Source organism: Nonomuraea montanisoli, assembly GCF_013363975.1.
GTDB lineage: Bacteria > Actinomycetota > Actinomycetes > Streptosporangiales > Streptosporangiaceae > Nonomuraea > Nonomuraea montanisoli.
In genome coordinates this window covers 31423-57584 of record NZ_JABWGN010000012.1, presented here as the reverse complement: position 1 = coordinate 57584, position 26162 = coordinate 31423, and the positions used below count along the sequence as shown (strand labels likewise).

Below are 26162 nucleotides of genomic sequence, written 5' to 3'. Positions count from 1 at the left end.
GCTAGCAAGCTACCATGCTAGCATCGCCGACCCAAGCCGAAGATGGAAGACCTGCGCATCGAAGAAGGGGGCGAACGATGAAACGCCAATGGTGGACGCTGCTGGTGGTGTGCGGCGCGACGTTCATGTTGCTGCTCGATGTCACGATCGTCGCAGTCGCGCTACCGGACATCCAGCACTCACTGCACGCGAGCTTCAGCAGCCTGCAATGGACGACCGACGCTTACGCGTTGAGCCTGGCGGCACTCCTGCTGACCTCGGGCTCCCTGGCCGACCAGTACGGCAGGCGGCTGCTGTTCGTCATCGGACTGGCGATCTTCACGGCAGGATCGCTGCTGTGCGGCATCGCCCAGGAACAGGTGACGCTGATTGTCTCCCGTGGCGTGCAGGGAGTCGGCGGTGCGATCCTGTTCGCCACTTCCCTGGCGCTGCTCGCCGGCACGTTCCAGGGTCAACAGCGCGGCGTGGCGTTCGGTGTCTGGGGTTCCGTCGCGGGCGTCGCGACTGCGCTCGGCCCGGTGCTCGGCGGTGTGATTACCAGCGGGATCAACTGGCGCGGCATATTTCTGGTCAACCTGCCGATCGGTATCACCGCGATCGTCATCACGCTTCGGCTGGTGGACGAGTCCCGCCCGCCGCGCGCCTCCCGGATCGACTGGCTGGGTGCCGTGACGCTCACCGCCGGACTGTTCAGCCTGGTGTACGCCTTGATCAGGGCGAGCGATATGGGATGGGGCGAGCAGGGCGTACTGCTCTGTTTCGGTTCGGCAGCGGTGTTCCTCGCGGCGTTCGTGGTGGTCGAGTCGCGAGTGCCGGAGCCGATGTTCGACTTGTCGCTGCTGCGGACCCCGACGTTCGTCGGCGGCTCGATCGCGGCGTTCGCGATGAACGCCTCGTTGTTCGCGACGTTCATCTACCTCGTGCTGTACCTGCAGAATGGTCTCGGTCACAGCGCGATGGGCACCGGTGCCCGGCTGCTGGTCAGCTCGGGCTCCACGCTCGTCGCCGCCATGGCGGCAGGCCGGTCGCTGAACCGGGTGCCGACCCGGTGGCTGATCGGCCCCGGCCTGCTCCTGGTGGGCATCGGCCTGTTGCTCATGACGGGCGTGAGCGCCGATTCGGACTGGACTTACCTCATTCCGGGATTCATCGTCACCGGAATCGGCGCCGGAATGGTCAACCCGCCGCTGGCGTCGACCGCAATAGGGGTCGTGTCGGTATACCGGGCCGGCATGGCCTCTGGTGTGAACCAGACCTTCCGTCAGGTCGGCATCGCCGTCGGCATCGCCCTGTACGGCTCGATCTTCTCCGCATCACTGCACGACACGCTACGGGAGCGGCTCGCGAACATCTCCGCCCTCCGAGAGCGGGCCCATCAGATCGCGGACGCCATTCGCATGGGCACCTCCGGGCAGGTGGCTGCCGCCGCCCCGCCGGAGCTGCGTGGCCAGGCGAATGATGCGATCCACGCCAGTTTCGCCACGTCACTGAACGACGTGCTGGCCGCCGGCGGAATCGTGGCGCTCATAGGGGGCGTCCTGGCTTTCGCGCTCATCCGCAGTAAGGACTTCGTATCAGCCAAGGCCCCTGGCCAATCAGCCCAATCCCCACCGCAGAGAACCCAGGCACCGTGATCGCCGTGACCACCCCGCAGGGGCGGTGGCGTTGACGGCGGAGGGTAGGGCGGGCACGATGTGCCGGCCCTACCCCGCCTCAACCTGGGCCGACGCGCGATACGTCGGCCTCAGCTTCCCGGTAACCCCCGGCACCTGAAACCGCCTCACTGGACACCTCTTCGGCCTTGAGCTCGCCCTCGCCGGGCTGCTCGCCCTCGCCTCCACAGTGATCACTTGCACAGCCGAAGGATGGGGGAGTACTGGGCCGTGAGTGGGAAACGATCAACATCTGCTTGGGAAGAGATCTTGCAAGCCCTGCTTCATCGCAGATCACCCCCACTCATGAACGCCCCTCGCGATGGTGTCCGTCTCGTTGTCAGGCTGAGCCTGCGCCTGAAGAGTTTCTCTCAGGATTGCGGTGAGATGGACACGCAGCGCCTCGGAGTCCTCCGAAGCGCCGATCGGCGTCGTTTCTTCGGCCAGGCCGGCGCGGATCGCGTCGAGTTCGCGTGCTTGGCGCAGTCCCGTCTCGGCGGACAGCACCAGCTCGCTGAGTCCTTGCCGGGTCAGCCCCGCGGTTTGCTCGGCGACCAGGCAGGTCAGGCGGGCTGCACGGACGGGCGCCTCGTGCGGGTGCACCGACCCGGCGAAGCCGCATACTCCGCACAGCAGCCATCCTGCGACGGCCTGGAGTCCCGCCAGCCATGCGCCTTCGCGCCGCAGGGTGAAGGTCGGGCTCTGGGCCATCAGGTCGGCCTCGAGGCCGCCGGTGATGAGTTCGCTCACGAGGGACAGGTCCGCCACGGCGGCGATGTCCGTGAGCTCGGCCGCTTTCACCAGGTGATGCATCCGGTCACCGAGATGGGCTCTCCCGCTGCGTGAGCTGGGACACGCGCAGGCCGGAGCCGGGTTCGACGCCGATGTTCATCGACGATTTCCGCACCTGCTCGATGGCTATTGCGGCCATCTCGAGTTCGTCGTAGCACGGGGCCGGCAGGCGGACCGAAGCGAAGCGCGCACGGAGTTCGGCGAAGCCGGCGACGGTTTGGGTGGCTGGGTACAGCGTGCTGGCGTCGATCACCACGACCTGGTCCAGCGCGGCCTGAACGGCTGCCACCTCGGCGTCGAAGCGTTCCGGGTCCGCCTCGCCTGCGGGAATGCAGCCGGCCGCACGCTGCAGCAGCGCCAGCGCGTAGGGGCGGTTGAGCTGGCTGGCCAAAAGCCCGAGCGGGACGGCGCCGGCCAGGACATGGTCACGCAGGTGCTGGGCGAGGCGGGCGCCCGGCTCCAGCCTCTGGCGCAACGTTCCGGATCGGTAATGTTCTGGAGACCGGCCGGGCGCAGCGGCCCATCCGGGTGCAGGCGCAGATGCGTTTCCAGGGCTGCCTGGAGCCGGGTGCCCAGGGCGGGCGGGATTGAAGGTCTCCGTCCGCGATCTCTTCGAATGGGGCAGCACCTACTCTCGCTACTAATTCGATATTCCGGAATCCGACCGTAACGGGAAGTGCCCATCGAACTCTGCGACCTCCCGAGTTCCGCGACCCGCTGCATACGATCACAGGAAAATGGCGAGAGGACCGCCACAATGATCGCGTGACTCAGCAGACCATCATCTGACCTGCCCGGTGTGCGGGGCGCTTCCCGGGACCAGTTGCCTGGCCGAAGGGCGAGAACTGGCGCACATTCACCCATCACGGCGAATGTCGATCGCAGAGCGAAACTGGCGTTCATCACACGGATGGATACCACCGGAACTCGCGCGTGCCGCTGCCTCGGCTGACCGGCCCGCCTGGTGATCGGCCTGGCCCGCAGGACCTGTGGCCCAACTCGTCATGTCGCGTCAGTGCTCAGCACAGGGAATGTCGCTGAGATCGCCATGCGGGCGGTGACGCTGTCCGCCCTTGCTTCACGATCCACAACGCAAAGGCCCCGTCGAGTCGACGGGGCCCGCGCCTGCCCACCGAAGCGGGCAGGGGAATCGTCATCCACGATGGCAGCAGGCGACGTGCTTGATCCAGCGTCTTGCCGTTTCATCGCCCGACGTTGATCGAAGTTGTCAGGTTGATGTTCGGTCCGAAGCGCCAGGAAGGGCGTGGCTAGCCTAGGCGGCGGGTCGCCGGGCGTCATGGGCGGACACCCTTCGGCACGTTAGTGGGACGACGATGCCGGTGTCGCGGTCGGTGGGTAACGGTGATGCTCCAGCAGATGGGGCGGCCGCATACCGACGCCTGAGGCAACCGCGACGCCGAGCGGCAGGCGGCGCACGCATCGCGTGCCGCTCACCGGCGGACCTCGCTTCCGTGACGCGCCTGCTCACCATGCGCCACGATCTCTGGAGATTCCTATCGACGCGGTCACGGACGTGCCTCGCCGGGGCCGATGAGACCGCAAAAGGTGGTGAAGAGGCGCTCTCAGTGAGTGACCCAGGCATCGTAGGCGGAGCGCCGCGAGCATGGTCTCGGTCACTTCCCCGGCGGCCTCGGAGTAGCCGAGGTCCGGTGAGTGAGCGATCCTTCACCCTTTGAACGGTCCCGGGTCACGTGGGCGGTTCGAGTTTCGGCCGTACCGTCGTGATGTCAGGCCGGTGGGGTCCGGACATGACGTTCTGCATCTGCTCCGCGTCCGACTGCTGGTGGATTGCGTCGTTCAGCCGCGCGGTTCATCCGCCGATCTGCCACTGCTGGTTGGTGCCGCTGTGGCAGGGCCAGATGACCAGCTTGGTGCCGTCGGTTGTGCCCGCGCCCAGGGCGTCCAGGCACTTGCCGAAGGCCTTGAGCTGTTTGGTGCCGGCGTCGTAGGTCCACTTCTGCGCGGCGGAGCCGTTGCAGGAGTACAGCTGAACAGGTGTGCCGTCGGCCTGGTTCCCCTGTTCGACGTCCATGCATTTGCCCAGGGCGCGAACCTCCCCGTTGGCGGGGTTCGTTGCCCACTTCTGGGCGTTGGTGCCGTTGCAGGTGCGGAGGTTCAGATCGGTGCCGTCTTGCGAGTTGGAAACGTCCACGCATCGTCCGCTTGCGACGCCGACGATCTTGGTGGGCACGGTGTCGATGGCGAATCGGTCGACGGTAACCCATTTGGCGTCCTGCGTAGTGATCTTGATCGTGTGGGGGCCGTAAGGCAGGGCCGGACTGATGTATGCGGGGACGTCGACGGAACGTGATTCGTCGGCGAGACCGATGATCGTGGCGGGGCCGTTGTCGATCGAGACGGCGGCGGAGCCTTGGTCGGGGCCGGTGATGGCGTTCCAGGTGATCCTTGAGCCGGTGAACCAGTAGGTGGCGGTGGAGCCCGCCGTGTTGGAGTTGTGGCAGGTGTTGTTGAAGCAGCCGCCGGGGTTGCCGCTGGAGAAGCCGCTGTAATGGAGCGAGGTGTCGGAATCATCGACATTGATCCGGGCCTGGTTGCCGGCCTCGAAGGCGTCCACGGCCACGGCGCCAGAGGTTGTCGGTGTGATGGTGATGGTGTGAGGGCCGTTGCTCAGCCCGTGCTTGGCGAAGACCACGTCGTCGCCGGTGGTCGGCGACGAGGCGAGGTCTACGCCGGCCTGGACGGTGCCGTCGATGCGCACCTCTGCTTTGCCGGCGCCGCTGGAACGTCCGCCGACCCATTTGACCGAGGTTCCGTTGAAGGTGAACGAGGCTGAGTTCCCGGTTCCGGTGGACACTCGGGCCGATCCGTCGGCGTAGCGCGGATCGGTCACGGTGTCCCAGGTGCCGTTGTAGGTGATCGACGGCTGGCTGCTGTCGGTCCGGATGCCGTCGCCTCCGGTGGTGCCTGTGGACTCGGCCACGACTGCGAGCTGCCGCATCGCCTGGTCGGAGATGCGTCCGGTGGCCCAGTCGTAGCCGACGTCCCAGGTCATGGCACCGCCCGCGTTCATGAACGAGAGAGTGCTGTTCACCAGGTTCTCGGTGTTGTGGGACATCGCTGTGTCCGCCGGGTTGCCCCAGTGGCCCTGAAGGCGCGACAACCCATGGGTGAGGACCTGGGTCCCGTTGTAGTCGACCCAGCGGGAGGACGCCGAGAGCTTGTCCTCGCCCGAGACGAAGTCGGACTTGGCGGCGGAGTTCGGGTTGGTCGACAGGTGCCAGCCTGCCGCGCTGAGCCCGATCAGGGTGGAGGGGTTGCCGGAGCGGGCGGCGTCGACGATGTTCGAGGCGTACTCGTCGATGCTCGGTATCCCGCCGTCGATCCACCAGCCGTCGATGAGGGTGCCCCATTGCTGAGACCACTGCTTGATCACCTTGGTCCAGTTGTTCTGGAAGGCGGCGTTGCGGACGCCTCCGAAGTCGGCGTCGGGATCGCCGCCGAGCTTGGTGGTCGCGTACGTGTCGATTCGCGGCGCGTCGAGCGGCACGTAGACGATGAACTTCAGGCCCGCGGCGTGCGCGGCGGTCGCGAGGTCCTTGACCAGGTCCCTGTTCGACAGGCGGCTGGGGTGTTCGGCGGTGGCCGGCACGAGGGACTCGTACACGGGATTCGGCGCCGCCCAGTAGCCGGAGACCTGGCCGACGGTGAACTGGAGCCATCCGGCACCCACCGACTTGAGCTGGTTGACGACGCCGGCGATGTCGTAGTTGTCGACCCGGTGGTTCCATTCGGTGACGGTGGGCCATTGGCCGGTGGCGTAGGAGCCGTACCGGCAGCCCGGAGGGCATCCCTCAGCCAGGTAGTGCGTCATGACGCCCCACTTGCGCTGGTTCATCCAGTCGGTGGCATGGCCACCGGCGGCCGCCGCCGGTGCGGGGTGAGTGACGACGGTGAGGCCGGCCGCCAATCCAGCCGCCACGCGCAAGATTCGTCGCATCCGCGGTCTGGAAAGAAGCGACATTTTCATTCCCGGTCCTTTCGGGGTGGGGGGGAACCATCGGCCGACCCTCTGGACGAGGGTCATCCGAAGGCGCTCATCCGAGGACTTGTACCTCGGCGAGGGAGAGGGGGCGCTCGGAGCCGACGAGTTGGACGCGGATGTAGCGCGCGGACCGGCTGACGGGCAGGCTCAGCGTGGTGCCGGCCGCGGTGGCCCGGTAGGTGTTCCAGACGCCGCTCTGGCTCTTCGTGACCTGTGGGTCGTTCGAGGTGAACGGGGTGTCGGAGGCGAACACATGGAAGTCGCGCAGCCGGTCGGAGCAGCAGTCGGTGCGGTTCCACAGCTTGACAGCGCTGACCTGCTGCGAGGAGCCGAGGTCGACCTGCCACCACGGGTTGGCGTCCACCGGGCTCTGCGAGGTGTGGGTGACCGAGCCGGCCTGGAAGTCGCCGTTGGTGTTCCCCTCGACCGCCAGCCCTGCGTTCCCGCCTGTCACGTAGGTGCTGGATTGGGTGGCTGTCTTGCCCGCGGCGAGATCGACGTCGGTGGACAGGGTGGCCGCGTGCAGGGTGATGTTGCCTTCGGTGCCGGTGTAGGAGGTGTCGACGACGTAGGTGATCGTCAGTGTTTGTCCGGCGGTTGCGGCGTTGAAGGTGAGGTCGGCGATGCCGTAGCCGTTGCCGGTGGGGGAGTCGAACCATCCGGTGTAGGTGGGGGTGTTTCCGTCGCTGAGGGTGGCGGTGAGTTTGCCTTTCGCGGACCAGGCGCCCAGGTGGATGCGTAGTCGGCGGGGGGTGGTCGCGGCGTTCACGGTCAGCCGGAAGCCGTTGCCGGGTGAGCGGGTGTAGACGGCGGTGGGTGTCGCCGTTGCCGTGGCGGTGGGGGTTCCGCCTGCCCAGGTGTAGGTCACCTTGCTGTCGGCGAGCCGGAGGACGGGGTTGCCGCCGATCGGGGTGATGTCGCTGATGGCCTGGGTTGTCCCGCTTTTGTGGTCGAAGCCGGCGGCTGTGGTCAGGCCCCAGTGTGTCCAGTCGAGGGTGTCCTGCGCGGCCAGGTCGACGGTGCCGGCCGGCTGGCTGGAGACCGAGCCGACGATCACGGCGTCGGACGGGGTGAGGCGGTAGGTGCCGCCTGCGGCGGTGGTGAAGGTGTAGCGGCCGTTGGAGAACGTGGCGGGAACGTTCGCGCCGGACGCGTCGGTCACGATGGTCTTGCGGCCGGGCCACGGGTCGAGGACGGTCGCGGGTCCGCCGGCGTTGTCGGCGGTGATGGAGACGTCGGAGGCGCTGGTCCCGTCGTAGTCGGCGGTGACGAGGAAGCCGCCCTTGGCCCGCAGCCGCGTGATGTGCGCGCGCTGCCCGGCCGGGTAGTCGGGGAACAGCCGGATGGTCCCGTTGGTGGACTGCAGGAGCATCGCGTTGATGGCGTCGGTCGCGGCCACCGACTCCAGCCCGCCGCCGCCCTGCACGACGCTGAGGTTGGCCCGTAGGTTCGGGGTGATGAGAGCCTTCAGCCGGGATTGGAGGGCCGCCGCCGGATAACCGGCATGGGCCGCCACGGCATAGCTCTTGGCGAGATTGTTTCCCTGGTTCCAGGAGTCCATCACATCCAACGTGTCGATCGCCGTCTGACGCCGCGCCGAGGAGGAGTCCAGATCGAGCAAGTCGAACGGATGGATGAACTCCAGGTTGCAGATGGTCCGCCCGACCATCTCCGAGAAGGTGCCGGTGTTGGTGTAGTCCCGGTTGAAGACCGTCTTGCCGTTGTAGACCACGGTCGGGAAGTCCGGCAGATTGGCCAGGATGTCATTCCATTTCGCCCGCCGCGACGAGTCGACTGCGAGCTGCTCGCTGTACTTGACGGTGCGGGTCAGCACGTACCGGATCGCGGTGAGCGAGAGCGCGTCGTCCTTGGCCCACTCGCCTTCGTAGGCGGCGCCCATGAAGTGATACCTGCCATCGGCCTCCTTCGCACCGATGTAGTCCTCCCAGAAGTTCGCCAGCTCCAGCAGGTACGGGTAGAGGGTTCCGCTGAGGAAGGTGGTGTTCGGCGCGTACTCGTACGTGTAGACGAGGGTGACGGCAGCGTACGTGGCGTTGGTCGGCTGGTCCCAGAAGTACCACTCGCCGGAGCCGCCCTGTGGGCCGATCCCGACCGGGTACAGGTAGCCGCGGGTCGAAGCGGGGACGGCGTCCTTGAACCGCTGGCTTATACCGAAGCCGGGCGGGGTTGTCTGAAGGCGGGCGATGTTGGCCGCTCCCGTGGAACGGTAGTCGAGGACCGCCTGGTTCAGGGGGGCGGCCACGTCGACGCGGTTGCTGGAGAAGGTCCCGTAGTAGGGGGCCTGAACGTTGTAGTTGAGGTGGTAGTCGCCGCCCCAGGCCGGATCGTCGGTGGTGACCCACGGCCCCCACAGGCCGGGGCCGGTCGATCCGCGGCGCGAGGCGCTGCCGAGCAGGTACTGGGAGCCGTAGTAGTACTTCTCCAGGGTCTGGTCGTAGATCCGTACGTAGGACTTGAGCCAGTAGTCCTTCCACCAGTCGCGGTGCTCGGTGCCCAGGTCCGCCACCGATCCCGCGGTCACCGCGTTGGCGGTGGCGAGAGCGCGATCGACGTGATCGGTGGCGCCGCGGCCACCTTCGACGGCCGACACGATGGTGACCGTGGCGCCGGGGGTGACGGTGAACTGGGCGGTGGAGCTGCCGGTGGAGTTCGTGGAGGTGGTGACCGACGCCCCGATGACCCTGGTGGCGACGCCCATCCGCGACACCCACTCGCTGGAGGCGTTGCTCTGGGTGCTGCGAGCCGCCCACAGCGTCGAACCGTTGACCCCGGACGATGACGGGAACTGTGCGTTGTCCGCTTTCGTCCAGGCGTCCAGGGCGAGCTGCACCGGGCTCGAACCGGTCGTGCTCACCTCGGTGAGCACGATGTCCGCGGAGTCGGCGACGTAGGTCCTTGCCCGGATGGGCGCGCCGTTGACGGTCAGGTCCGTGCGGACCTCGGCGTTGAGGATGTCCTGGGTCATTCCATAGGCGGTGCCGTCGTCCGTGCCCGATGCCCTGCGCAGCGTCAGCCCGCCCAACGTGATCGGGTGGGTGCCGGAAGCACCGGGACTGGTCCAGAAATCGTTCTTGTCCACGTACAGCCTGAGCGCGTTGCGGTCGCCGCCCACGACCACGCCGAGATCTCCGTTGCCCAGCAGGGCTCCGTCGGTCATGTGGCCGGTGACGGTCGCCGTGGGCGGCGAGGTCCAACTGCCGGCGTATGCGGGCAGCAGGCTGCTCAGCGCGCTCCAGTCGTCGGCGAGGTCGCCCGCCGATACGGAAACCGCGGCTTGTGCGGGCGTGGCCGATGCGGCAGGCACAGAGACGAGGCCGAGGCCGAGCAGCAATGCCGCCGCTCCGGCCAGGACCGATCTGGGGGGGTGCATGGCTCTCTCCTCGGCAGTGACGAACCCGGTGGAAACCACGTCGAGCGCTGACGGTGTGGTGGAATCTCCCGTCCGTCCCCCGAGGGCGGACGATCAGAGAGTGACGACGGTCCCGGTGCAGCGGGATCGTTCGGCGGCGAAGACGGCCCGGTGGCCGGCGATGCTCTCGGCGATGCCGGAGAGGACGAGCTCGGGGCGGCCTTCGTGCAAGGCGGTGGCGAACGCCTTGATCAGGCCGTGGTCTCCGCCGGCGTGACCCTCGGCCGCGGACGATCCGTCGAGGGAGGTGTCGATGATCGTGGTCTGCTCGGTGAGGAAGTCGAAGACGCTCAGGTACCGGCCGTCGCCGGTGAGCTGGCCCCGGCTGCCGAAGATCTTGGTGTGGCGGTTCTCCATCGGGGTGAACGCCGTCATCGTGAACGACGCGGTGACCCCTCCCTCGTAGGCGAGATTCACGACCTGGTGATCGACCACGTCGTTGTCGCACGCGTAGACGCAGCGGCCGTAGGGGCCCTTGGCCAGAGCCGAGGAGACGGCCTGCTCCGTGAGGATGTTCTCGGTGGCGACCCGGGTGAAGTACTGCTTGGTGCCGCCCCGGCGCAGGCCGTCCAGGTAGATGCGCTGTGCCGAGTACGGGCAGGATGGCTCGACCGCGCAGCTCTGGCAGCGGGCGGCGGCGCCCACTGGTTTGTTCTCCGGGCGGAAGTGGCTGAGCCCGCCGAAGGACGAGACCTTCTCGACCGGCCGGCCGATGACGAACCCGAGCCAGTCGATGTCGTGGCACGCCTTGGCCAGCAGTGCGAAGCTGGCCTCGTCCTCGCGGCGCCAGTTGCCGCGGACGTACGAGTGCGCGAAGTGGTACCAGCCGATCGGCTCGAGGTGCTCGACCGAGACGATCTCCCCGAGCCGTGGCAGGACCTCCCGCAGCGCGGTCGTGTAGGGCGTGTATCTCATGACATGGCAGACGGCGATGGTGGCGCCGGTGCGGGCGGCCGCCTCACCGATCGCGACGGTCTCCTCTTCGGTGGTTGCGATCGGCTTCTCGAGCAGGATGTCGTAGCCCAGGTCGGCGAAGGCCTCGGTGGGCGCGAGATGCTCGGTGTCCAAGGTGGCGATGAGCACGGCGTCGGCGATCCTTGCGCGGGCCGCGAGTTCCTGCCAGGTCGGGGACACCAGGTCCGGTGCGAGATCGTGACGCTCGGCGAACCGCTTGCGCACGGCGTCGCGGGGCTCGGCCACCGCGACGACCTTGATCTTGTCCGGATGCTGCGCGGCGAGTTCGGCGTAGGCGGCGCCGCGTGCTCCCGCGCCGACCACGGCCAGCGTCACGGGACGCTCGAGCCGGGTGCCGATGTGGTCGCGCAGGTTGATGTGGGTCATCGGGTCAGCCCTTGCTCGCGCCCGCGGTGAGGCCTTTGACGAAGTGCTTCTGGAAGGCGAGGTAGAAGACGAGGATGGGGAGGGTGGCCAGGAACATCAGGGCGAAGACGGCTCCGTAGTCCTGTTGGTGTTCGCCGATGGCGCGGTAGATGCCGACGGTGACGGTGGTGCCTTCGGCGGGGCCGAGGATGATGAGCGGATTGAGGAAGTCGTTCCAGATCCAGACACCGAGGAAGATCAGCACGCTGGCGGAGGCGGGCCGTAGCAGGGGGAACACGACCTGCCAGAAGATCCGCAGTCGGCGGGCACCGTCGATGGCGGCGGCTTGTTCGATCTCGATGGGGATGGTCTTGACGAAGCCGGCGAAGACGAACACGCCGAAGGGGACGTAGTAGCCGACGTTGACCAGGACGAGTCCGGCGACGGAGGTCATCAGGCCGACGGAGCGCAGCACCTCGGTGATCGGGGCGATGATGACGGCGGGTGGAATCATGAGGCCGGCCAGCATGACCACGAGCATGACCTTGGCGCCGAGGCCCTCGCTGCGTGCCAGGTAGTGGCCGCACATCGCGGACAGCACGGTGAGGATGGTGATCGAGATGGCGGTGACCTCGATGCTGTTGATCAGGCCGTACCAGAACAGGTGGTCGGGACGGGTGAGGACCTGCCGGATGCTGTCGAGCGTGGGGGGGAGGGGGAGGGCGGCCGGAGCATCGATGATCTTGTGGCCGGGTTTGAAGACGTTGGTGAGCACGAGGTAGAGCGGCAGGAAGAACACCGCACTGACGAAGGTGGCGACGAGCGGGCGCAGCCGGCTGCCGGTGTGTCGGGTCATGCCTTCACCTCGCGGCGCTGGAGCAGTTGCAGGACGACGGTGGACACGATGGCGACGAAGACGAGCATCACGACCGCGATGGCGGAGGAGACGCCGATCCGGTTTCCCACGAGGCCGGTCTGGATGACGTCGAAGGCGATGGTGCTGGTCGTGCCGTCGCCTGGGCCGCCGTTGGTGATGACCTGGACCTGGTCGTAGATCTTGAAGGTGCTGATGAGGAGCATGACGGTGTTGATGGTCACGGACGGCGCCAGGAGGGGCCAGGTGACGCTGCGGAAGCGGGCCACAGGGCCGGCGCCGTCCATCGCGGCCGCCTCGTACAGTTCGTGTGGCACTCCTTGGAGGCCGGCCAGGTAGACGACGACGCAGAAGCCGGCCATCTGCCAGGTGACGATCCAGCTCAGCGTGTACAGGGCGAGGTCCGGGTCGGACAGCCAGCCCGGCGGATCGGAGATTCCGAGGCCGCGCAGGGTGCTGTTGAGCAGGCCGTCGTCGGTGAGGATGGCCTGCCAGATGACGCTGACCACGACGCCGCTGAGCACGACCGGGGTGAAGAAGACGCCGCGCAGCGCGTTGTAGAGCCAGCCGCGCCGGTCGAGCAGCACCGCGATGGCCAGGCCGATGACATTGGAGGCGGCCGTCACGAAGATCGTGATGACGATGGTGTTGGTGAGGACCTTCCAGAAGTCCGGGTCGGTGGCCAGGTTCTGGTAGTTGCGCGCGCCGACCCATTGGGTGGGCGGGTTGAACGGGTTGCGGTTGGTCAGGCTGTAGTACACCGAGATGCCGATCGGGATCAGCACGATGCAGGCGTAGAGCGCCAGAGAGGGCAGCCCGAAGAGCCCGAAGTGGGCCAGGTGGCCGAGTCGGCGCGCGGACCGACCCCGGCCGTGTCGCGGGGGGTGAGCGGTGGGGCGCTGCCTACCCCGTCGGCCTCCGGCCGAGGTCCTTGTGTGCGTCGCCGTCATCGCGGCGCTCCTTTCCGGGCGCTGCTCGGTGGCCGGGTCAGGCCGCCGAGCAGCGCTTGGTCGTTTCGGTGGCGGGACCGTGGCTCCTACTGGGCCTTGGCCCACTCCTTGTCGAGGAAGGCAGCGAACTGGGCGGCGGTCTTCTTGCCGGTGATCAGGTCCTGCACACCGAGGGCGGCCTTGTCCGCCAGGCCGGGCGGCAGCGCCGCGTCGCCGTTCTCCTGGGAGAAGGCCGTGGTCACGGTGCCCGAGTGGAGCGCCTTGTCGTAGACCGCGACGGTGGCCTGGTAGACGGGGCCCATGTCGGCGGGCGGCTGGTACCCCTTGATCGCGATGATGGCGCCGTCGCCCTTGACGATGGCGTCCAGATTGGTCTTGTCGGTCTGGAAGGCCAGCGCCCACTTCTTGGCCCGAGACACGTCTGCGGCCTTGGCACTGACGCTCAGCCCGCCGCCGGTGAACGCCGGTACCACCAGCGAGCCGTCCTCGGTGGGCCAGGGAAAGACGCCGATCTCGAAGCCGGGCTGCTTGCTGTCGGCGGCTGCCGGAAACCATGATCCCATCGGGTACATGGCGCCCTTGGCGTCGCGGAAGGCCTTTTCGGTGTCAGGGTAGGAGCGGCTCAGGCCGGCCGGATCGATGTAGCCGTCCTTGGCCAGGGCGGAGACCTTCTCGACCGCCTTGACGAAGGCCGGATCGGCGAAGGTGGTCTGGCCGGCGGTGCGGTCGGCCAGCCAGGCGGGGTTGTTCTTGTAGACGTCTGTCGCGACCGTGGCGGTCAGCGGGTACATGTCAGCCCAGGTGTCCTTACCACCGCCACCCAGGACGATCGGGTTGATGCCCTTGGCCTTGAGCTTGGCGCAGACCTCGAGGAAATCGGCGTAGGTCTTGGGCTCAGTGGTGATCCCGGCCTTGGCGAACAGGCTCTTGTTGTAATAGACCATCGGGATGGTCTGGGTGTTGTACGGCAACTGGTAGATCTTGCCGCCGACCGCGTTCGACTCGGGCCAGACGAACTGGGTCAGTTCCTCCTGGGTGAAGTCGGCCAGCTTGCCCGCCTGGGCGAACCCGGCGACGGTGATCGCTGGCATGATGTCGGGCATCTGCCCGGAGGCGTCGAGCTGCTTGACGTAGGCCGTCCGGTCGACGATCGGCGAGACCAGCTTCTTGATCTTCACGCCGGGGACTTTGGCGGAGGCGCGGGCGATCGCGGCGTCCCAGTAGGCGGCGTTGAGGTTGGGGGTTTCGAAGGTCAGGAACGACAGCTCCACCTCCCCGCCGGCGGACGACGTCGCCGGCTTGCTGCCCGCGGTGCATCCTGCCAACGCCATTACCATCGCGGCGCCGCTCGCGGCGAGGAGTCTCCGACGATTCATTGCTTGCTCCAGGTGATCTGTTGTGTGGGGGTGAGATGGCTCTCAGAGCCGCGGGAGCTCGAAGATTCCGTAGGAGAAGCCGTCGGCTCGGATCGCTCCGTCGGTCACCTCGACACCGTGTACCGCGAGGGGAAGAGCACCGTCGACGCCCGCCACCGGCGCGATGGCCGGATCCTGCCGCCCGTTGACGACGACCAGATGGCTGTCATTACGGGTGTACACGAAGGGGTAGTCGCGGTGGAAGACCCGCACGGGCGCGTCGGCGCCCAGGGCGGGAGTCTGTTTGCGCAGGCGGATCAGGCTGCGGACGTGATGGAGCAGTGAGGACGCATCCGCCTGGGAGCCTGCGACGGTGGGCCGGCCGGGGTCCGGATCGATCGGCAGGTAGAGGTCTTCGGCAGGAGCGGTGGAGAACCCGGCGTTCGGGCCCTCGTTCCACTGCATGGGGGTGCGTGATCCCTGTCTGGCCTGGGTGTCGAGCTGGCTGCCTTCCTTGTCCGGCAGCCCCGGGACGTAGCGCATGCCGATCTCGTCGCCGTAGTAGATGACCGGCAGCGACGGCCAGGTGAGCTGGAAGGCGAACGCCGGCACGGCCATGTCACGGGTGCGGGGTCCGCATACCAGGCGAGAGAAGTCGTGATTGGACGTGGGCAGCGCGATCAGTCCGCGGCCGTCGGCCGCCGCCTCGGCGGTCTGCCACTCGGCCAGGAACGCATGCATCGAACCCTTGCCGTCGGGATCGAAATAGCACGGCTGACCATCACTCCAGGGGCCCAGGCTGCCGGCGTTGTTGTCCCACAGCGACCGCAGCGCGGGACCGTCGAAGTGCAGAAAGAAGTCCGAATGGAAGCCCGCCGGAATGGAGATCTTGGGGTTGCCCCACTCGGCCAGCAGTGCCCGGTCCGGGTAGGCCCTGTCGATCCACTCGCGGATCCGCCCCCATATCTTGGCCGTCTCAGCCTGGCCTGGATCATCCTTGACCAGTGAGTAGGCCATGTCCACCCGGAATCCGGACACGCCCCGGTCGAACCAGTAGCGCATGATCTCCTGGAGCGCGGCCCGGTTGGCACGAGGTCCCTCGGCGTCCACCGGCTGCCGCCACGGCTCGGCCTCGTTCGACCTCGCGTAGCCGAAGTTCAGCGCCGGCTGGATCGCGTAGAAGTTGGCCCGGTAGAAACCCCCTCGCCTGCCCTGGTTCGGGATCCACTCACGCATCGGCGACGCGATCCGGTCCGACCAGATGTACCGGTGATCTCCAGGCGTGTTCGCCGACTCCTGGAACCACGGGTGCCGGTGCGAGGTGTGCCCGGGAACCAGGTCGAGCATCACGCGGATGCCCCGGCTGCGAGCGGCCTCCACCAGTGCCACGGCGTCGTCGTTCGTGCCATAGCGGGGCGCGATGCTCAGGTAGTCCGTCACGTCGTAGCCCGCGTCGCCGAACTCCGAGGCGAAGCACGGGCTCAGCCACACAGCGTCCACGCCCAGCCACTCCAGGTAGTCCAGGCGCTCGACGATGCCGGCCAGATCCCCGATGCCGTCGCCGTCGGAGTCGGCGAACGACTGCGGATAGACCTGATACAGCACCGCGTCAGACAGCCAGGACAACGCGGTACGGGACTGAGGCATGAGGCATCCGGCCTTTCATGGGCGAGTCGAAGGGCAGTCACTGACCCGTAGCCGGGGCGACTCCAGCGCCGTGACCTTAAATTAATAAAGAAGACGGGCTTAATATTTAGAACGCGCTAGGATGGTGGCACTCGAAGGGCGCAACGTCAAGAGGTCGCAGAAGGAATCGATGGATGCGGACGCTCCTCGGCTCTGGGAGGTGGAGCCGTTGAGTCGTGTCACTGCCGTGGCGGCCCTGCGGGTGTTCCACGCCGACGCCTCGAATCCGCGGCCCGTCGGCCGACCCGCCAAGCGCTACCGGTTCCGCTCCGAGCTCGGCCATGTGCTCGGCAACGACGAGCGCATCGAGGCCGCCCGAGTCGCCCTCAAACGCGCCGCCCGCGCATCCGGCATCCGTCTGGCCGACGTCCTCGCCGTCGGCGCAGGTACGATCGGCCTGGTCGACCCGCGCAGCGGTGCAGTGATCCAGTCCCCGGCCCTGCCGCGATGGGCGGGAGTGAACCTGAAGGCGGCCCTGTCCCGTTCGGATCCGGACCCGTGTTCGTCGGCAACGACGCCAACCTCGGCGCCGTGGCCGAGCACTGGCAAGGAGCCACCGACGACGCCCGCGACGTCGTGTACATGCTGGCCGGACACCAGGTCTCAGTGGGAATCCTGATCGACGGCCGCGTCCGGGAGGGCCGCCATGGCGCGGCCGGAGAGATCGGTGTGCTCAAAGCCGCCCGCTGGTACGTGGCCCCCGACGCCCTCGCCGCCCGCACTCCCCTCGACGACCCCGAGTTCGTCGATGCCCTCGTGACTCGACGACCTCTGCCTCTTCCCCCTCCCCCTCCAGGCCTCCCGCCTCGGGGAACGCCGTCGCGCTCGGCGCCGTCCGGCTCGCCCTGGACCACCTGGAGGACCGACTGTTCGCACTTCCATGAGGCCGGCCACCTGAGGTGGTCACTTCGGGCGGGTCCGGCCAAGTCGATCGTCCCGGCGGGGGCAACGGCGAGGTCGTCCGGGACGCGCCGCAGGAAAGGGAGCGTGGGGGAGAGGGCCAGGCGGTCGGCTCCGGCTCGTCCCTCTGTGCTGGTGGCAGATCGGTACCCCGGGCGAAGATGTCGCGGCGGCCGATCAGGCCGGCCGCCGCGATGCGGGCTGAGGATCAGCCCATGATCTGGACTTCGGGTCGGCGTACGGCTTCCGGTGCGGAGCGCTGAACGGGGAAACCGTACTCGGTGCTGCCGGCTCCGGGCGCGTGCCTGGAGCCGGTGAAGCGTGTCAGGGGTAGATGTCGATGCGGTCGACGAGCATGAACTGGCCGGAGCGTTTGACGGCTTTGAGGGTGTGCTGTCCGTTGGGCAGATCGCGGCGGGAGTAGAGGAGCTGCTGGGACAGCCTGGTCGGGTTGGTGGTGTCGACGGTGTCCTGGAGCACGCCGTCGAGGTAGAGGTCGACGAGGCCCTGGTCGCTGTGCTTCTCGGAGCGGAAGTCGATGCCGGTGCCGGTGAAGGTGTAGGAGAAGGCGTCGCCGTCGGTCATCGTGTAGTGGACGTCGCCGTCCAGGTCGGTTGCGTAGGTGCGATCGGTGCTGGTCTTCCAGGTGCCGGTGTAGGCGATGCCGGGGGCGTCATCGTTGAGGGTGGTGGCGGGGTAGAGCTGGCTGACGGGGACGATCTGCTGTGGTGTGTCGGGGCTGGACCAGAACAGCTTCGCGGCGGATTCGCCGTTGTTCTGCGTGACCTCCATGGTGATGGGATACCGCTCGCCGGCGGTCAGCGAGATCGTGCCCTTGTCGATCTTCGGTATGTGCGGGGTGGTGTCGTTCACCAGGAGCTGCCCGTTGATCCAGAGCTTGACGGTGTCATCCGACAGGGTGGCGAAGGTGTAGGTCTGGCTGTAGCGGGGTTCGATGAGGCCGGTCCAGCGGCCGGAGAAGTTCGTGGTGGGGATGGCCGGGGCGGGGGAGCCTTCGTAGTGCCAGCGGTTGTTGATGGTGGGGTCGATCCGGGTGACCGCGGGCGCGCCGGAGAAGGAGTTGTTGGTCCAGAACTGGGCCTTGAGCCCGGTGCCCGATCCGGTGGGTTTGGCGGTGGTGGGGGTGATGTCGAGTTCGATGACCGATGCGATCGGGTCGGGTTCGGAGCCTGTGGGCTTGAGGTCGTAGCCGTCGCCCGAGGCGGTCACCGGGACGGCGGCTCCGGTCTTCAGGAGCCGGGCGGCGTTCACGGTGAAGGGGGCTTTGGCGGTGAGGTGCAGTGCGGAGCCCGTGGCGGGCCAGTTGTAGACCGAGGCGTAGAGCTTGTTGCCGTTGCGGCTGACCACACCCCAGGAGGGTTTGGCGACCAGGCCGGTGTATTCCGCGCCACGAACCGCCGGGCCGTTGGTGTTCATCCAGCTGCCGATCTGGGCCATCCGGTCAAGCTGCGGCTGCGGGATCATCCCCCGCTCATCCGGCCCGACGTTCAGCAGGTAGTTACCGCCGCTCGCCGCGATGCCCACCAGGTTGCGGGTCAGGGTGGTCGCCGATTTGTAGTTGTCGTCGAAGAATCTGTAACCCCACGAGTCGTTCATGGTCACGCACGACTCCCACAGCTGGCCGTCGACGGGAGCATCCAGGATCTCGTTCTCGGGTGTGTGGAAGTCGCCGTCGAGGGCGCGCTGCATCCCGACCCGGTCGTCGATCATCGTCTTGGGTGACAGCTGGCGGACGTAGGCTTCGACCTTCGCGCCTTCCTGGTCGGTGTAGTTGTTCCCGTCGAACCAGAGCACGGCGATGTCCCCGTAATTGGTGAGCAGCTCCTTGAGCTGCGCCCTCATCCGGCCGAGATATGCGGCGTAGTTGGAGGATCCGGGCTGGGCGTCGGGGTCGTGCCAGTCCAGGATGGAGTAGTAGAGGCCGAGCTTGAGGCCCTGGGCGCGGGCGGCGGTCGCGAGTTCGGCGAGGATGTCGCGCTTGAACGGCGTGCGGTCGTGGATGTTCCAGTCGTTGACGGCGGTCGGCCACATCGCGAAGCCGTCGTGGTGCTTGGCCGTGATGACCAGGTACTTCTCACCGGCGGCCTTGGCGGCACCGATCACCGCGTTGGCGTCGAAACCGGTGGGGTTGAAGGTCGCGGCCTTCGCCTCGTATTCGGGCCAGGGGATCTGGCAGTTGTTCTTGATCCACTCGCCGGGCCAGGTGCGGCAGACGGTGCCGTCGGGGCGGCGATACTCGCCTCCGTAGGCGGCGTACATGCCGAAGTGCATGAACATGCCGAAGTGGCCGTCACGCCACCACTGAGTGCGTGAGGACGTGAACGAGTCGTCGGGGGCGTAATTGTCGCCGGGCGCGGCCTGGGCGGCACCCCCCGCGAACAGGAGGCCGAGGCATAGGCCAAGCGATGCCAGCAGAGATCTGAGGTGCATGCTCCACCTTTCGAGAGGAGGAGAGGTCGGATGTCTGGGATCATGTGCCAGCAGAACTTGCGCGTCAACCCCTCGATATGCTCTCGATGCCGCAAAATTGATCGGATGTATGGCGCGACCCGGAGCTGATGGATTACTGCGAGAAGCGGGCTGATCAGCATCAGGGGCGTGATCGCTCCCGCGCTGCCACGGCTGACTGTTGGCGTCGCCGTCGATCGCCCGTGTCGCGGAGATGTGCAGGATCTGCCGCGCACAGCGCATTCGAGCGCCGTATGACGGCTTGGCAGGCGCTCCGTTCGCGCTCACGTGAGCACTAATGGCTGATGGTGAGAGTCGATGCCTCCGCTGTCAAGGCTGCCGGCTCATGATCGTCACGCTACCGAAACGCGCTTGACACGAATGTGGGCGAGCCACACACTGCTGCGTGAGCGCTCAGGTGATCGCTCACGATCGAGAAGTCCCCCATGGCCCGAAGGACAGGCGCAGTCGCGCTCGCCGGTTGTTCGGTACGTGAGGACACCGGTGCGTCGGAGTCCGGGGCATCCGGAGATCAAGGCCGAGAAGCTGAGGGCGCCGAACGTCGAGCTGTTCGACATGGCCGGCATCGCCGCCCCGCCCAAGACGTACGCCCAGTTGCCGGACGCCGCGTCCCAGCTTGAAGGCAAGGGCGGGGACGCCGTCCGTGGTCGGCGTGCAAGGAGTCGTTCAGGAGCGCGCTTCCGCCGACCGCGACCGTGGCCTCCGAGGTGTGAAAGGCCACACCGAACTGCTTACCAAGCGCCGGGCGGGCGAGGTCATGTTCGCCAGTCCGGCGTTCCTCCAGGCCCTCGGCGTGGTCGAAGACCTGGCCTGCAAGAGGCACATCGACACTACGCTGCCGAGCAGGCCTCCCCCCATGAGAAGAAGGTGGCTGGCCAGTGAAACGACTGTTGAGCCGCGTGATCGCCGTACTGATGACAGCCTTCGCGATCACCATCCCGCAGCCCGCTGTCGCAGCACAGGGCGACAACTACTCCATCGACGACCCGCTGTCCTCCTTACGTACCAAGTGGTGGACCGACGCGAGATTCGGTCTGTTCCTGCACTGGGGGGTCTATTCGGCCTTCCACGGCGAGTACACCCGACCCGACGGCTCGACCTGCAGGGACGCTGAGTGGATCAAGAGGAACTGCGGCATCCCCGACGCCGCCTACGCGGCCAAGGCCGCCGCCTGGAACCCGACCTCGTTCGATGCTGAGGCCATCGTGAAGATGGCCAAGGACGCCGGCCAGAAGTACATCGTCATCACGGCCAAGCACCACGACGGCTTCTCCATGTGGCCCACCCAGGTCAACGACTACAACATCCGCCAGCGCACGCCCTTCCAGCGGGACCCGCTGCGCGAGCTGGCCGACGCCGCCCGCGCGAACGGCCTCCATTTCGGCCTCTACTACTCCATCTGGGACTGGCACGATCCCGACGCACTGCCCGGCGGCAACTACCCGGAGTACCTCAAACGCGTCAGGGCCCAGCTCAAGGAGCTGGTCACGAGCTACGACCCGGAGATCCTCTGGTTCGATGGCTCGCACAAGAACTACACGAACCCGCCCAACCCCTACAGCTTCGAAGACGGCGCGCAGATGGAGCACTATACGCGCGGCCTCAAGCCCGGCATCATCATCAACGAACGATCGATCGACCACCACGGCATCGGTGGGGAGTACCACCTCTACCGGCCTGGTGACGGCGACTACGCCACCCCGGAAGGCTACTATCCAACCGCTCCGTCGCCCTCCGAGTTGATGGAGACCTGCGACAACGTCGGTGATACCTGGGGATACACCTCGTGGGACACCAACTTCAAATCGCCGGCCACGCTGATCCGCGACCTGGTCACGTCGGTCAGCGTCGGCTCCAACTTCCTGCTCAACGTCGGTCCCACCGATACCGGTGCCATCTCCTCCGGTCATGGGAACGCGCTGGCGGGCATGAAGTCCTGGATGGCGACCAACGGCTCGGCGATCTACGGCGGCGGGTACAGCGCACTCACCGCCGGCCCGTCCTGGGGGAAGATCACCCGGAAGGGAAGCAAGCTGTACCTGCACGCCTACAGCTGGCCCGGGGCGGGTGGCACGCTGCATGTCTCGGCCCTCAGCCCCTTCACCGTGTCGGCCGCTCGCGTGCTCGGCAGCACCCAGCCGGTGGTGGTCCGCGCGGCGGGCGACGGCTTCGACTTCGTGCCCGGTGGTGATGCCACGAACTCCATCGCCACGGTGATCGAAGCCGACATCACCACCTCCGCACCCACCGCCGCTGGTACCGGCACCGGGCTGAAGGCCGAGTTCTGGAACAACAACTCCTTCAGCGGCACACCTGCCGTGATCCGGACCGACGCCACCGTCAATTACCTATGGCGGTACGGCGGCTCACCCGACTCCTCCATCGGCACCGACAACTTCTCCTCCCGCTGGACCGGGAAGATTCAGCCCCGGCTCTCCGAGACCTACAAGTTCGCCACCATTTCCGATGACACGATCAAGCTCTGGGTCAACGGGCACCTCATCATCAACAACACCACCCCGCATATCCCGAGCACGAACGAAGGCAGCATCGACCTCGCCGCCGGGCAGGTCTACGACATCAAACTGGAGCACACCGAAAACGGTGGCGAAGCAGCCGTCAAGTTGATGTGGTCCAGCCCGAACACTCCGTTGCAGATGGTTCCCCAGCAGCAGCTTTACCCGCCAGGTACCGCCAACGTGGCCCTCAACAAGCCCGCGAGCCAGTCGAGCACGGGCTACGGCGCGCCGGCCACCCGCGCAGTGGACGGCAACATCGACGGGGCTTTCGCGTCTGGTTCAGTCACCCACACCTCCGAAACCCCTCTCGACACCGACCCGTGGTGGCAGGTCGACCTCGGCACGGTCCAGCACGTCAGTGCGATCAAGCTGTGGAACCGCGCCGACTGCTGCTCGAACCGGCTGCGACAGTTCTATGTCTTCGCCTCCGACACACCTTTCGCCTCCACTGATCCGCAGGCCACCGCCGACCAGGCCGGCGTGTGGAGCACATTCCACGAGGCCGCACCAGGCGCCACGCTGAGCCTTCCCCTCGACCGCACCGCCCGCTACGTCCGCATCCAGCTCGTCGGCTCCGACCGACCTCTGTCCCTCGCCGAAGTACAAGTCCTCGACTAGAGAGCACGTCAGAGCTGCAGGTGATCATCGCTCCGAGGTACTCGCGGCCCGAAGCGCGGTGAGCACGGCAGAAGGGGCCGTCACGGCCCCTTCGTAGCGTTTCTTCTACTTCTTGGCCGAGGTGACCTCCACGATCGCTCCCATGTTGCCGGGGAGCGGAGCGACCAGGCGGAGCTGTACGCCCAGCGCCTTTCCTTCGTCACCGGGGTTTCCGGTGCCGAGCTTGTGCCCGTTGAGCTCCTGTCCGTAGAACTCGCCGGCCGGGGTCCCGTCGGCGTGCACGACCCGGGTCGTGTACGGCTGGCCGCCCGATGACGGACGCCGCCCCGTTGCGGAGCACGGGCTGCTCTGTGCGGGAAGGCTGGTGCAGTAGACGGCCGAGTCCTCCAGGCCCTCTCGCTGCGAGTAGGTGCCGAAGAAGGTGAACGCCGCGTTGGAGCTCTGGATGCGTGCGGTCATGTTCTTGTGCCGGCCGGGATCGTGCTGGGCGGCCTCTCCGGTACGACGCAGCGGATCGACATGCGAGTCGAGCACGAGCAGCCGTCCCTTGGACCCGATCGAGGGAGGGTCGTACCGGTAAGTGTCCACGTCGTTCCACTACTCGGCGAAGTAGTAGTGCTTGGTCCTGGCGATGCCGTCATTGAGCGTCCCAGCCCGGCCCCTTGGTGTTCGCGAAGGATTCGGCGACGCCGGTCCAGTTCTCGGCAGAGGAGAGAAGCGGTTCGCTCTCGGCGGGACGTTGTCGTTGATTGATCGCGTCGGGTGCCTCGGGGTCGGCGATCTTGGTCCTGCCGTCCACCTTCCGACCACCTTCCGACCGTCCTGCTTGCCGGGCGTGGGCGCGTAGAGCGGCGTGTCAGTGCTTGCGGCGAATGCCGGAGTGCTTGCTCCGGTGTGATGAGAGTGATGGCGCTGAGCAGCGAGGCTGCCGGTCCTCATGCAGGCCGGCCGACCACTGTGTGATGTGCTCTGACAAGATCCATCTTCTGCCATTCACCCGTCGGTGAGATGGATCGCCGGTGGTGCGTGGTCGTCGCGACCGCGTTCGACGGCGTGGCGGTCACGACCGTAGATTCCGGACAGCGCTTCGCTGACCTGCACCGAAGCGCGGCTTCGGGCGACTCACGGCCGGGGGAGGCGTGCGCTCACTGACCAGGCCGGCCGGTAGCCTGCCGACCCGATGGATGTGGTTGGACTGGGCCGACGCGTGGGAGGCCGGTCTACTCCCACTGCGGCCGACGGGACAATCTCCGCCCCTGGGAACGCGCTCCTCCACCCCTCTTGACGTCCTGCCCATCCGGTGCGACTATCTTCGTGTTTCGGTAATATTAAGAACATCTTCATTATTAATTACTCGCTACTGCGCGAGAGAGTGAGGGCTCGAGCGACAGGGGCCCGGCCCTCGCGATGATGTCGGTCCAGCTCAGCCGGCGGACCGACGTCCACCTCAAGCAACATGATGATCCGTCACGACGAGGCGGAGGGAGGGTCCATGACGTTCCTCCGCAGAGGGTCCGACGGCACTGGGCGGCCCAGCGTGGGCACGTTGCCGGCGCCCGACGGCCGGAGCGCGCCAACCCCCTTCCACGAATCGCGGCGTGACAACGTGGCCGCAAACCGGGCCAGGGCTGCGCGCGAGGCCCGGCCCAAGGAGGCATCCCGATGAAATTACTCGGATCGGTCCTGGCCGGATCGACCCTAGGGCGGTCGATCTTGGCAGGCTCGACCGCGCTTCTGCTCGGCCTCGGCCTGGTCTCCGTTCCGCCGGCGCCGGCCCGCGCTGCGGGTGGTCCGGCGACCGACTGGATGAACCAGGGCAAGTTCGGCGTCATGATGCACTACCTGGCCGAGGGCTGCCCCGAACTACCGTGCACCGACTACCCGAACAACATGCCGACCGTCGAGCAGTGGAACACCCGGGTCGACAACTTCGATGTGGCGGGCGTCGTGCAGCAGGTGAAGTCGGTCGGTGCGGGCTGGCTCCAACTGTCGGTCGGGCAGAACACCGGATACTACGCCGCTCCGAACGCGACCTTCGACTCGCTCGTCCCGGCCACCGCAGAGCATCCGTCGCGGTTGTCACGCCGGGATCTGATCAAGGAGTTGGGCGCCGCCCTGCACCAGGCTGGCCTGAAGTTCATCGTCTACATCACCGCCGACCCCATCGCGCGCGACGAATACGCCCGACACAAGCTCGGCGGCGACGGCCAGAACCCTGGCGCGCCGAACGCGACCTACCAGGCCAACTGGCTGAACGTAGCGAATACCTGGGCGCAGCAGTGGGGCGCCAACGTGGACGGCTATTTCATCGACGGCTCCGGCTACCAGCAGCTCGAGCCGTTCTACGACCAGATGGCCGCGAAGTTGCGCAGCGGCAACCCCAACGCCCTGCTCTCCTTCAGCAGCGGCGGCACTCCGTTCAATTCGTGGTCGGCCGAGTCCGACTTCACGCCGGGTGAATCCGGCGTCGACTTCTGGCCGCGGCCTACGCCCGACCGGTGGGTCGACAACCATGGAGACCAGTTGCAGCTGCACTACCTGGGGATCGCGCAGAGCGAATGGGGCAGCCCGCCGGACCAGCCGCTGTCCTCGACCGGCGAGGAGCGGATGATCGATCTCACCCGCGGCGTCGTCCGCGTCGGCGGCGCGGTGACCTGGGACGTGGGCTACCACCGCGACAACGGGCATATCTCCGACATAGCCATGGGATTCCTGACGAAGCTCGGCCAAACCCTCCGCAACATCGACGGCAACCTCGCCGTGACCAGGACCGCCACCCAATCCAGCACGAGCCACTCCGCGTCGGCGGCGCGGGCGGTGGACGGCGATACCAACGGCGACTTCGGATCCGGTTCGGTCACCCACACCGCCGACAACCCCCTAGAAGCCAATCCCTGGTGGCAGGTCGACCTCGGCTCCTCCCAGCCGGTCAGCACGATCAAGTTGTGGAACCGCACCGACTGCTGCTCAAGCCGGTTGCGTGACTTCTACGTCTTCGCCTCCGACACCCCGTTCACCTCCAACGACCCGAACGTCACCAAGACCCAAAGCGGCGTGTGGAACCACCACCAGGCCGAGGCCGCGGGCCAGACCTTGACCCTGCCTGTCAACCGCAACGCCCGCTACGTCCGAGTCCAGTTGGCGGGCTCGGACCGGCCGCTGTCCCTCGCCGAGGTCCAGGTCTTCGGCAACCTCGCACTCCACAAGCCCGTCACCCAATCCAGCACCTACACCTCCTCCAGCGTCCTGTACTCGGGGGCCAACGCCGGACGGGCCAACGACGGCAACACCAACGGCGACTTCCTCTACGGCTCGGTCAGCCACACCTCAGAGACGCCACTGGACACCAACCCCTGGTGGCAGGTCGACCTCGGCTCGTCCGAATCCGTCAGCGCGATCAAGTTGTGGAACCGCACCGACTGCTGCTCAAGCCGGTTGCGTGACTTCTACGTCTTCGCCTCCGACACCCCGTTCACCTCCAACGACCCGAACGTCACCAAGACCCAAAGCGGCGTGTGGAACCACCACCAGGCCGAGGCCGCGGGCCAGACC

At 67.0% G+C, this 26162-nt stretch carries 17 protein-coding genes; 5 read left to right on the top strand and 12 right to left on the bottom strand.

Annotated elements, in window-relative coordinates; all coding sequences use genetic code 11:
- Window positions 1–77 precede the first annotated feature (77 nt).
- Window positions 78–1634 carry an MFS transporter gene (locus tag HTZ77_RS29945; protein ID WP_175593075.1) on the top strand — a complete coding sequence of 519 codons (1557 nt, stop codon included), beginning with the start codon at window positions 78–80 and terminating at the stop codon, window positions 1632–1634.
- Window positions 1635–1946: 312 nt separating this feature from the next.
- Here the strand turns inward: HTZ77_RS29945 and HTZ77_RS29940 are convergent, their stop codons facing one another.
- The 9 genes from HTZ77_RS29940 to HTZ77_RS29900 all read right to left on the bottom strand — a co-directional run bounded on the left by HTZ77_RS29940 (window position 1947) and on the right by HTZ77_RS29900 (window position 16023).
- Window positions 1947–2465, bottom strand: coding sequence for a hypothetical protein (locus HTZ77_RS29940; protein ID WP_175593074.1), 519 nt, complete (start codon window positions 2463–2465; stop codon window positions 1947–1949).
- A 4-nt stretch (window positions 2466–2469) separates the two neighbouring features.
- On the bottom strand, window positions 2470–2919 hold the full coding sequence (locus tag HTZ77_RS29935) for a hypothetical protein (RefSeq protein ID WP_175593073.1): 450 nt from the start codon (window positions 2917–2919) through the stop codon (window positions 2470–2472).
- A gap of 1356 nt (window positions 2920–4275) precedes the next feature.
- A complete protein-coding gene (locus HTZ77_RS29930; RefSeq protein ID WP_175593072.1) occupies window positions 4276–6405 on the bottom strand; it encodes a ricin-type beta-trefoil lectin domain protein in 2130 nt (709 codons plus the stop codon).
- Window positions 6406–6520: 115 nt separating this feature from the next.
- On the bottom strand, window positions 6521–9859 hold the full coding sequence (locus tag HTZ77_RS45475; protein ID WP_205303896.1) for a glycosyl hydrolase family 95 catalytic domain-containing protein: 3339 nt from the start codon (window positions 9857–9859) through the stop codon (window positions 6521–6523).
- A 93-nt stretch (window positions 9860–9952) separates the two neighbouring features.
- Window positions 9953–11239, bottom strand: coding sequence for a Gfo/Idh/MocA family protein (locus HTZ77_RS29920; protein WP_175593071.1), 1287 nt, complete (start codon window positions 11237–11239; stop codon window positions 9953–9955).
- A 4-nt stretch (window positions 11240–11243) separates the two neighbouring features.
- Window positions 11244–12074, bottom strand: coding sequence for a carbohydrate ABC transporter permease (locus HTZ77_RS29915; protein ID WP_175593070.1), 831 nt, complete (start codon window positions 12072–12074; stop codon window positions 11244–11246).
- Window positions 12071–12877, bottom strand: coding sequence for a carbohydrate ABC transporter permease (locus tag HTZ77_RS29910; protein WP_205303895.1), 807 nt, complete (start codon window positions 12875–12877; stop codon window positions 12071–12073). The genes HTZ77_RS29915 and HTZ77_RS29910 overlap by 4 nt, the downstream gene beginning before the upstream one ends.
- 251 nt (window positions 12878–13128) lie before the next feature.
- Window positions 13129–14367, bottom strand: coding sequence for an ABC transporter substrate-binding protein (locus tag HTZ77_RS29905; protein WP_205303894.1), 1239 nt, complete (start codon window positions 14365–14367; stop codon window positions 13129–13131).
- Window positions 14368–14460: 93 nt separating this feature from the next.
- On the bottom strand, window positions 14461–16023 hold the full coding sequence (locus HTZ77_RS29900) for an alpha-amylase family glycosyl hydrolase (protein ID WP_235995396.1): 1563 nt from the start codon (window positions 16021–16023) through the stop codon (window positions 14461–14463).
- A gap of 142 nt (window positions 16024–16165) precedes the next feature.
- Here HTZ77_RS29900 and HTZ77_RS29895 point away from each other — a divergent pair, with 142 nt between their 5' ends.
- Together HTZ77_RS29895 and HTZ77_RS48810 are read left to right on the top strand one after the other, a co-directional pair.
- A complete protein-coding gene (locus HTZ77_RS29895; RefSeq protein WP_175593066.1) occupies window positions 16166–16702 on the top strand; it encodes a hypothetical protein in 537 nt (178 codons plus the stop codon).
- Window positions 16615–17202 carry an ROK family protein gene (locus tag HTZ77_RS48810; RefSeq protein ID WP_175593065.1) on the top strand — a complete coding sequence of 196 codons (588 nt, stop codon included), beginning with the start codon at window positions 16615–16617 and terminating at the stop codon, window positions 17200–17202. The genes HTZ77_RS29895 and HTZ77_RS48810 overlap by 88 nt, the downstream gene beginning before the upstream one ends.
- A gap of 105 nt (window positions 17203–17307) precedes the next feature.
- Here the strand turns inward: HTZ77_RS48810 and HTZ77_RS29885 are convergent, their stop codons facing one another.
- Complete coding sequence (locus HTZ77_RS29885; protein WP_175593064.1) at window positions 17308–19434, bottom strand: alpha-L-fucosidase; 2127 nt, start codon at window positions 19432–19434, stop codon at window positions 17308–17310.
- Window positions 19435–20351: 917 nt separating this feature from the next.
- Between HTZ77_RS29885 and HTZ77_RS29880 the strand changes: the two genes are divergently transcribed.
- Complete coding sequence (locus HTZ77_RS29880; protein WP_205303893.1) at window positions 20352–22610, top strand: alpha-L-fucosidase; 2259 nt, start codon at window positions 20352–20354, stop codon at window positions 22608–22610.
- A 105-nt stretch (window positions 22611–22715) separates the two neighbouring features.
- Here the strand turns inward: HTZ77_RS29880 and HTZ77_RS29875 are convergent, their stop codons facing one another.
- Window positions 22716–23198, bottom strand: coding sequence for a hypothetical protein (locus HTZ77_RS29875; RefSeq protein WP_175593063.1), 483 nt, complete (start codon window positions 23196–23198; stop codon window positions 22716–22718).
- A gap of 49 nt (window positions 23199–23247) precedes the next feature.
- Complete coding sequence (locus tag HTZ77_RS29870) at window positions 23248–23409, bottom strand: hypothetical protein (protein ID WP_175593062.1); 162 nt, start codon at window positions 23407–23409, stop codon at window positions 23248–23250.
- Window positions 23410–24272: 863 nt separating this feature from the next.
- Here HTZ77_RS29870 and HTZ77_RS45470 point away from each other — a divergent pair.
- A partial coding sequence (locus HTZ77_RS45470) for a galactose-binding domain-containing protein (protein ID WP_205303892.1) occupies window positions 24273–26162 on the top strand: 1890 nt, incomplete at its 3' end.